The sequence below is a fragment of the Mycobacterium sp. 29Ha genome (assembly GCF_032883055.1).
Taxonomy (GTDB): Bacteria; Actinomycetota; Actinomycetes; order Mycobacteriales; family Mycobacteriaceae; genus Mycobacterium; species Mycobacterium gallinarum.
In genome coordinates this window covers 116,757-123,301 of sequence record NZ_JAMQTI010000020.1, presented here as the reverse complement: position 1 = coordinate 123,301, position 6,545 = coordinate 116,757, and the positions used below count along the sequence as shown (strand labels likewise).

Here is a 6,545-nt window from a genome sequence, read left to right as displayed (position 1 = left end):
TTCCCAGCCGGAAACCGCTACTGCCATCACCTTGGACGAAAAATCGGGGCTAGCGCAAACGGGGAGATAGATGGAAGCGCTCTTCGCAGTCATCATTGTGCTGCTCGTCGCCGCCGTCATTGCCGCAGTCGCAGCGGCGGTCTTGTTGCTCCGGGGAGACGACCGGCCATCATCAGCGAAGCAAAAAACGACTTCACCGCCCGTGAAGGCGAAGCAGGCAGCGGCGTCGCCCAAAAAGTCGTCGCCGCCTTCTCGGCAAGCTGCGCCGAAACCCTCGTCAAGGACAGTTGCCACGGCAGGGAACAAGACGACACCGACTGTGAAGCGTAAGCAGTCGGACCCACCCCCGAAGAGGGCGGCCTCCCCAGACACGAAGCCAGTCGTCTCCACAGCGGCATTAGAGGTAGGCCGATGGGCCAAAGTTGTCGCGCATCATGACGACCACACAGGCCAGGCGGGCAAGATTGTGCAGGTTTGCGATGAGACCGACGAGTACGACTATTGCCTGCAGTTTCAGGGTGACCCGAATTTGTATGCATTCCGTCGCGATGAACTTGTCCAGGCCACCGCGCCACGTCTCAGACGGCGGGCACCGGCGAAGGTTCAGGATCAAAATATCCGAAAGCCACCCGTTGGCTGGCATCCCGACCCTGACGCAACAGACGGGCAACGGTACTGGGACGGCGAACGGTGGACCGACCACCGCCAATCACCAACCGCAGGCGATTTTTGGCGTCGTCCGATCGTCGTCAGCGGCGGAGTGGGAGTCGCGATTCTGGCGGTCCTAGTCTTAATTCTGTTCAACATCGCCAATCAGGAGAGCGACCTGTACAAGGCGTGCGTGGCTGAGCAGAAGGCAAGTGCGGGATCACATCTCAATTCCGAAATAGAGAACGGAATCGAAGACCAATGCGAGGCGCGGTATGGACGCTGACTAGGAAGGGCGCTCGTGGGATTGTCGGACTACGAACTGCAACAACTGGAGAAAGTGCGCGAGCACAGGGAACGGGAGCTGCGCCGGTCCCCACGACGGCTGGTCCCGGAGTCGGTCAAGGACAAGGGGCGCGAGTGGTACGACAAGGCGCTTAAGACACCAGGTGCAGCCAAGGTAAAAGACAGCGGAGCCGCCGCGCTCAAAGCGACCGCCGAGGGAGCGGGGAAGTTCATGACCCGCACCGGTCAACTGACGACATCGGAGGCCCGCGTCGTTCGCGCCTACGCCAAGAAGGGTCATTCGGTCGAGCACCTGGACGACATCCGCAAGCTGGATCTCAGGGCCATCGACAAAGTTGCCTCCTTCACTCGGCTGCACTACACGTACTCGGTTTCCGCCGCTGCAGAGGGGGCTGCGGCCGGACTGGCGGTCAGCGGCGGACAAGCGGTTGCCGTGTTCGGCGGTGTCGCGGGCGCTGGCGCCGGAGCCGCGCCCGGATTGGGAACGATCGCGGCTGCGATGGGCGTAGATGCCGCCGCTCTTCTGACCGCGTGCAGTCGAGTCATTGCCCACGACGCTCTTTATTATGGGTACGACCCCCGCGACCCTGCTGAGGAAGTCTTCATGATGCAGGTCATCGGGCTCGGCTTGGCGGTAACTCCGTCAGCGAAAGCTGTTGCCTACCAGCAGCTTGCGATATTGACCCGCAGTCTCGCCACGAACATGGCCTGGCGGCAGCTCAACCAGCAGACGTTCGTGAAGGTGGTGCAGAAGTTTGCCACCCAGTTCGGGCAGAAGCTCACCAAGAAGAAGCTGGGGCAGTTTGTGCCCATCGCGGGTGTGGGGATCGGCGCCGCCCTGAACTGGAAGATGGTCGACGACGTGGCCAACGCCGCGTACTGGGCCTACCGCGAGCGATTCCTCTACGAGAAAGGCGGGGATCTGGAACCGATCGTCGTCGACGTGGAGGTAGACGAATCCTCCAGCGAGGACGACGCAGAGTCCTCGATCAATGTCATCGGCATCCTCGAATCCGAGGGCATCGTCTTCGATGACGAGAGAGACTCCGACGAGGAGAGCGGCGATGACACCACATAGCTCTGCTAGACCTGGGTATCCGGCAAGACCGACGGGAGAACATTGACGCAGCGGTGGAGAGGCGAAGCAAAATAGGTCACGGGATATGACAACGCCGTTGCCGCCACCAGGGTGGTACCCAGACCCTCGAGGGACAGGCGGCAGGTCCTATTGGGACGGCCGTCGCTGGACGCCTGCCTCAGGTCAATTATCGGAAGGGCCAGCAGTTTCGAATATCCTTGGGTGATCAGTTGCTAAGCGACAAACCTTCAGTAGAGATTCGCAAGGACACGATGAAGTACAGCAGCGAACCCTGCTGAGTCGCAGCCCGGACGAGACCACGACTATTCGGTCCAAGTGTCATGCTGAGAGTGACGAGGCGTCGTTCAGGTAGCGGTCCACGGTGGCGCGTGAGACGCCCAGCATCTTGGCGATGCCGGTGGCCGCGATGCCCTTCTCCCGCAGACTTCGGGCCTCAGCGGCCTGGGCGTCATCGACCTTGCGAGGCCGCCCACCCTTTCGCCCGTTGGCGGCCGCCGCGAGTCTGGTGCCGGTCGCCCGTCAGTGTTGTCTGTCGGTGTCCGCCGTTAACCTTTGCCGCAGGGCGGGTGCGACAGCGCTCTCATCGGATGCAGGTCAGGAAGGAACCGCGTGACCCTCGAGGAAGCACAAGCACTTGATGGTAAGCCCACCCCGATCTTGCTCATACGACCCGGGATGGAGCCATCAGGCCGACACGGCGTTCTGTATGGCCTGAGCCACGACAAGAAGCAGGTGCTTATCAAGTGGATTGACCACCACCATATCTCGTGCGTGCCATTAGATATGCTCACGCAAATCATTGGGCCACCCGACACGATCGACTCGGCGGTCGGCTACAACTTGGAAACCAGGTTTGTGCTGCCAGCCGAGGACACCGTGGCGCCCCCGATGCGCTGGTATTCCCGCCCCGAAGGCGACAAGCTAGGGCTCAGGGTCGCGCCTCGGCTGGCGTCGTGGGAAAAGGCCGATCATCCGGATCAAGTTCGGTTGCGGGAATATCTTGCAGATACCGAAGCGCTGCTCGCCGCCTCGCGTGTTCACGGCCCGTGGGCGCTCCGACTCGACGTGGGCCTGCCAAGTGGACGCGATCTCCTCGACATGGCGGACCTCGACAACTATGCGTACCCCCTCGCCAATCACCTACAGGACCCTGGTCTGGTGTCGGTCTGGTGCACGAAGCAGCACAGCGAGCAGTCCTTCGTGCGCATCGAACCCGCCAGAGAGACTGCACCGCCGTCGATCGACGTGCTGGTCGCGAGAACAACCGCATCGGCTTCGACTGTCGCCTACAAGGAGCAAATCGACGCCACCGTCGCATTCGCCTCAGAACTTCCTCCAGGACCCGTCCGGCTCGAACTTGCCTTCGTCGTCGGCCCCGGCAGAAATTGGCTGAACCTCTGGAAACAGACAATCGACTCGCTCGGTCCGCTTCTGGGACGTACTTACCCGTGGCAGCCCTGGCACCCCCTCGACGGGAGGATCACCGAGCTGGGCATGCACCTGACCGTTGACCCCGCTTTCCGCTACGAGGTCGTGATCGGCATAGCAGCCGCCCCAGCATTGCTCCCGACGCTCCGGCTAGAAGGAGAATCCATAGGTCTCGACGAAGTCTTCCCGCCGACGCCAGGAGTGTGGGCTGAGTTAGCCCAGCACGAGATGGCAGGTGATCACCAGTTCGGCAAGGCTGTTCGGTTTTTGGAAGAGGGCGGCACCGAGGGGAAACTTTTCGCGGAGTCACTGGGCATCAAAGTCGCCTATGCCGACTGGCTGCTGACTCACGCCCGAAAGATGAAGCGCGGAATTATCCGCGTCGTGGTTAGCGCGAAGAACGACGGCCGGGAGACTGCGAGCATCCAGGCCCACCACTACCGCTATGTGTTGGACGACGACCTCAGCCCCGAAACCCGGCAATACGTGCAAGCCGTGATCGCGAAATTCCGAACCGTCAACCCTGACATCCCAATGAAGGCGGCGAAAGCTCAAGGCGCTCAGGACTCCTACGACCGAGAGCCGAAATCCGAACCGGCGCTATGCACCAATGCTGCTTGTGAATGGGCCTGGACTCATCACGGTGGTCAATGCTCATGACGCTGGGCCCCAGGACCGAGATGTGGAAGGAGCACGCCGTCATGGATACCGACTCGGTGGGATTTCACCGACGAGCAGGTGCTCAAAGAGTTCGGGAAAGCAATGCTCGCCCACTCCTATGGCTACTACGACTTCACTGACCGCATGGAGGTCCTGCGAGCGGAGGGCCTACGGCGGATGGGTGGGAGCAAGAGTTGTAGCAACGCCTAGGTAGGCCCCACACTCGGGCGACTTCCCGTAAGTGTCCTTCGGCGCGAGTCCGGCGTCAGGCAGCCTGGTTTGCCAAGTAGCGGTAGACGGTGGCTCGGGAGACGCCGAGCATTTTCGCGATGTCGACTGCCGCGATGCCCTTCCCCCGCAGACTTCGGGCCTTAGCGGCCTGGGCGTCATCGACCTTGCGAGGCCGCCCACCCTTGCGCCCGTTAGCGGCGGCCGCCAAGAGCCCGGCGCGGGTCCGCTCGATCATGGTGTCGCGCTCGAGCTGGGCGAAGGCGGCCATGATGGTGAGCATCGCCTTGCCCATCGGCCCGTCGGTGTGCAGGCCCTCGGTGACGCTGCGGAACCCGATCCCTCGGGAAGTCAGGTCCTCGACGACGGCGAGGACGTGTTGGGTGTTGCGCCCGAGCCGGTCGAGCTTCCACACGGTGAACACGTCGCCCTCGCGGAGATGGTCGAGGCAGGCATCGAGATGCGGCCGGGACGCGGTGGCGCCGCTGACGTAGTCGGTGAAGACGCGCTTCGCGCCGGCCTCGAGAAGGGCGTCGAGCTGAAGTTGGGGATTCTGGTCGGTGGTGCTGACTCGCGCATACCCGATAACCGCCACTGCCGGCCGCCCCTGTCTCATAATCCCATTGAAGTCTAGGTTTTGATACTAGACGTTATGAGACGAGTTTTCAAGACAATCGTCCGAGCCGTCGGGCCAGGACGCGAGCCGCCCCCCGCGAGGCGCCCGCAGTCGCATCAACCCATCGTTTTCGAGACATCGCGTTAGCAGCGGCTGCGGACTGATGTCCGACCGAGTGCGTAGCCTAGGGCGCCTAGTTCGCCGCCGTCGTCGGCCTGTCGACAATGGCTGGCCGGAGATTGAAAGAAGCAACGATATGGCTCGAAGTGATCAGCTCCGCGGGGAGATCGCTCGGCTCGAGGCTGCCGTAGCTGGCTACGAGAAGGACTTGGCCCGACATCAAAAGTCGGCTGATGATGCCAGTGCGACGGCGCACAGCGAGAATGCCAGGGCTGAGAGGTCCAAGAGCGACTCGACTCGTCGGTCCGCCCGTAGCGCCGCTGAGCGTCGGCAGAAGGAAGCAACTGCGGCTTTGAAGAAGGTGGCGGAGGTGCGCGACAAGATCGCCGCCAAGAACAAGACCATCGCCAGCAAGCGCGTGTCTCTTCGATCTGCTGAGCAGAGCGAGCTGCGTTCGCGAGACCGCGATGACAGTCGACGTAGGCAGCAGGAGAAAGCCCACGCACGCGACCTGGCCCGCATTAACAGGCAGTCAGTTGAAATCCGCTACGTCGAGGTGCAACCTGCGAGACCCGAGCCTTTGCGTGTGCTCTACCTCACGGCCAATCCCCATGCGCTGGAGTCGCGTACCGTTTTGCCCGACGGGTCGATCGAGACCACGGGTGTTTGGTTGCGCGTCGATCAGGAAGTCCGTCAAGTAAAGCAGTCTCTGCGTGCATCTAAGTTTCGCGACCTCGTCTCGATTGAACACCTGCCCGCCGCCACCGGGCTCGACATGATCGACGGCCTCAACGACCATCGGCCTCATGTTGTTCACTTCTCAGGCCACGCGAGTTCGTGGGGAGTCCTCCTTGAGAACGAGGAGGGCTCGACCCATGGTGCAGAGGTGGGGTTCAGCCTCCTGGCGAGAGCGCTCGGCGCAACTGACGAGCCGCCGAGGCTGGTAGTCCTCAACGCCTGCGAGAGTCTCGAAGGCGCCCATGACCTCCTCCAGACGGTGCCCACGGTGATCGGGATGTCGGAGTCGATCGCGGATATCGCCGCTGTCACGTTCGCGGCGAAGTTCTACGCCGCTATCGCATCGGCGCAATCTGTCGGCACTGCAGTAGAACAAGCGAAAGTTGCGATGCAGATCGCCTCACTGGACGAAGACTCACAGTTGCCAGAGATTCGGACCCGCGAAGGCCTAGACCCTTCAACTCTGATATTGGTCACCCCACAGCTCTAAGCTTTCTCAAGAACCGCGTTATTCACCAAGGCCGTCGCCTGGTTCCGACAACGCTCCATCGGTTTGACTGTCTCGAAGGGCACGTAGCGAGCGCTAAGGCGATCGGCTCTGCGGGGCACGACGGTCTTACGGGTAACACCAGCAGCGGTCTGAGCGTCAGCCACCCAGCCTCTGACGCGGTCACGAGCAGAGTTGAGCTCGCTTCCAAGGTG

At 62.0% G+C, this 6,545-nt stretch carries 6 protein-coding genes and 1 pseudogene; 5 read left to right on the top strand and 2 right to left on the bottom strand.

Features of this window, described 5'->3' with window-relative positions; translation table 11 throughout:
• Positions 1-70: 70 nt before the first annotated feature.
• The 3 genes from M1248_RS23750 (at position 71) to M1248_RS23740 (ending at position 2,258) form a co-directional block, all read left to right on the top strand.
• The gene (locus tag M1248_RS23750) at positions 71-934 is read left to right on the top strand and encodes a DUF2510 domain-containing protein (RefSeq protein WP_317149905.1); all 864 of its coding nucleotides are present in this window, start codon (positions 71-73) and stop codon (positions 932-934) included.
• A 15-nt stretch (positions 935-949) separates the two neighbouring features.
• On the top strand, positions 950-2,032 hold the full coding sequence (locus M1248_RS23745; RefSeq protein WP_317149904.1) for an EcsC family protein: 1,083 nt from the start codon (positions 950-952) through the stop codon (positions 2,030-2,032).
• Positions 2,033-2,117: 85 nt separating this feature from the next.
• Positions 2,118-2,258, top strand: coding sequence for a DUF2510 domain-containing protein (locus tag M1248_RS23740; protein WP_317149903.1), 141 nt, complete (start codon positions 2,118-2,120; stop codon positions 2,256-2,258).
• A 113-nt stretch (positions 2,259-2,371) separates the two neighbouring features.
• Here the strand turns inward: M1248_RS23740 and M1248_RS23735 are convergent.
• Positions 2,372-2,512: pseudogene (locus tag M1248_RS23735) on the bottom strand (helix-turn-helix domain-containing protein); the annotation flags it as partial.
• Between the two features lie 150 nt (positions 2,513-2,662).
• Here M1248_RS23735 and M1248_RS23730 point away from each other — a divergent pair.
• Entirely contained in the window at positions 2,663-4,141 is a 1,479-nt protein-coding gene (locus M1248_RS23730) for a hypothetical protein (protein ID WP_317149902.1), read from the top strand.
• 265 nt (positions 4,142-4,406) lie between these two features.
• Here M1248_RS23730 and M1248_RS23725 read toward each other — a convergent pair whose 3' ends face one another.
• Positions 4,407-4,964 carry a recombinase family protein gene (locus tag M1248_RS23725; RefSeq protein ID WP_317149908.1) on the bottom strand — a complete coding sequence of 186 codons (558 nt, stop codon included), beginning with the start codon at positions 4,962-4,964 and terminating at the stop codon, positions 4,407-4,409.
• 511 nt (positions 4,965-5,475) lie between these two features.
• Here M1248_RS23725 and M1248_RS23720 point away from each other — a divergent pair.
• Entirely contained in the window at positions 5,476-6,333 is an 858-nt protein-coding gene (locus tag M1248_RS23720; protein ID WP_317149901.1) for a CHAT domain-containing protein, read from the top strand.
• Positions 6,334-6,545 lie beyond the last annotated feature (212 nt).

Bases quoted from the DNA above. Each gene is read 5' to 3' on its own strand.
- M1248_RS23750 (WP_317149905.1), top strand. From the start codon at position 71: ATGGAAGCGCTCTTCGCAGTCATCATTGTGCTGCTCGTCGCCGCCGTC.
- M1248_RS23740 (WP_317149903.1), top strand. From the start codon at position 2,118: ATGACAACGCCGTTGCCGCCACCAGGGTGGTACCCAGACCCTCGAGGG.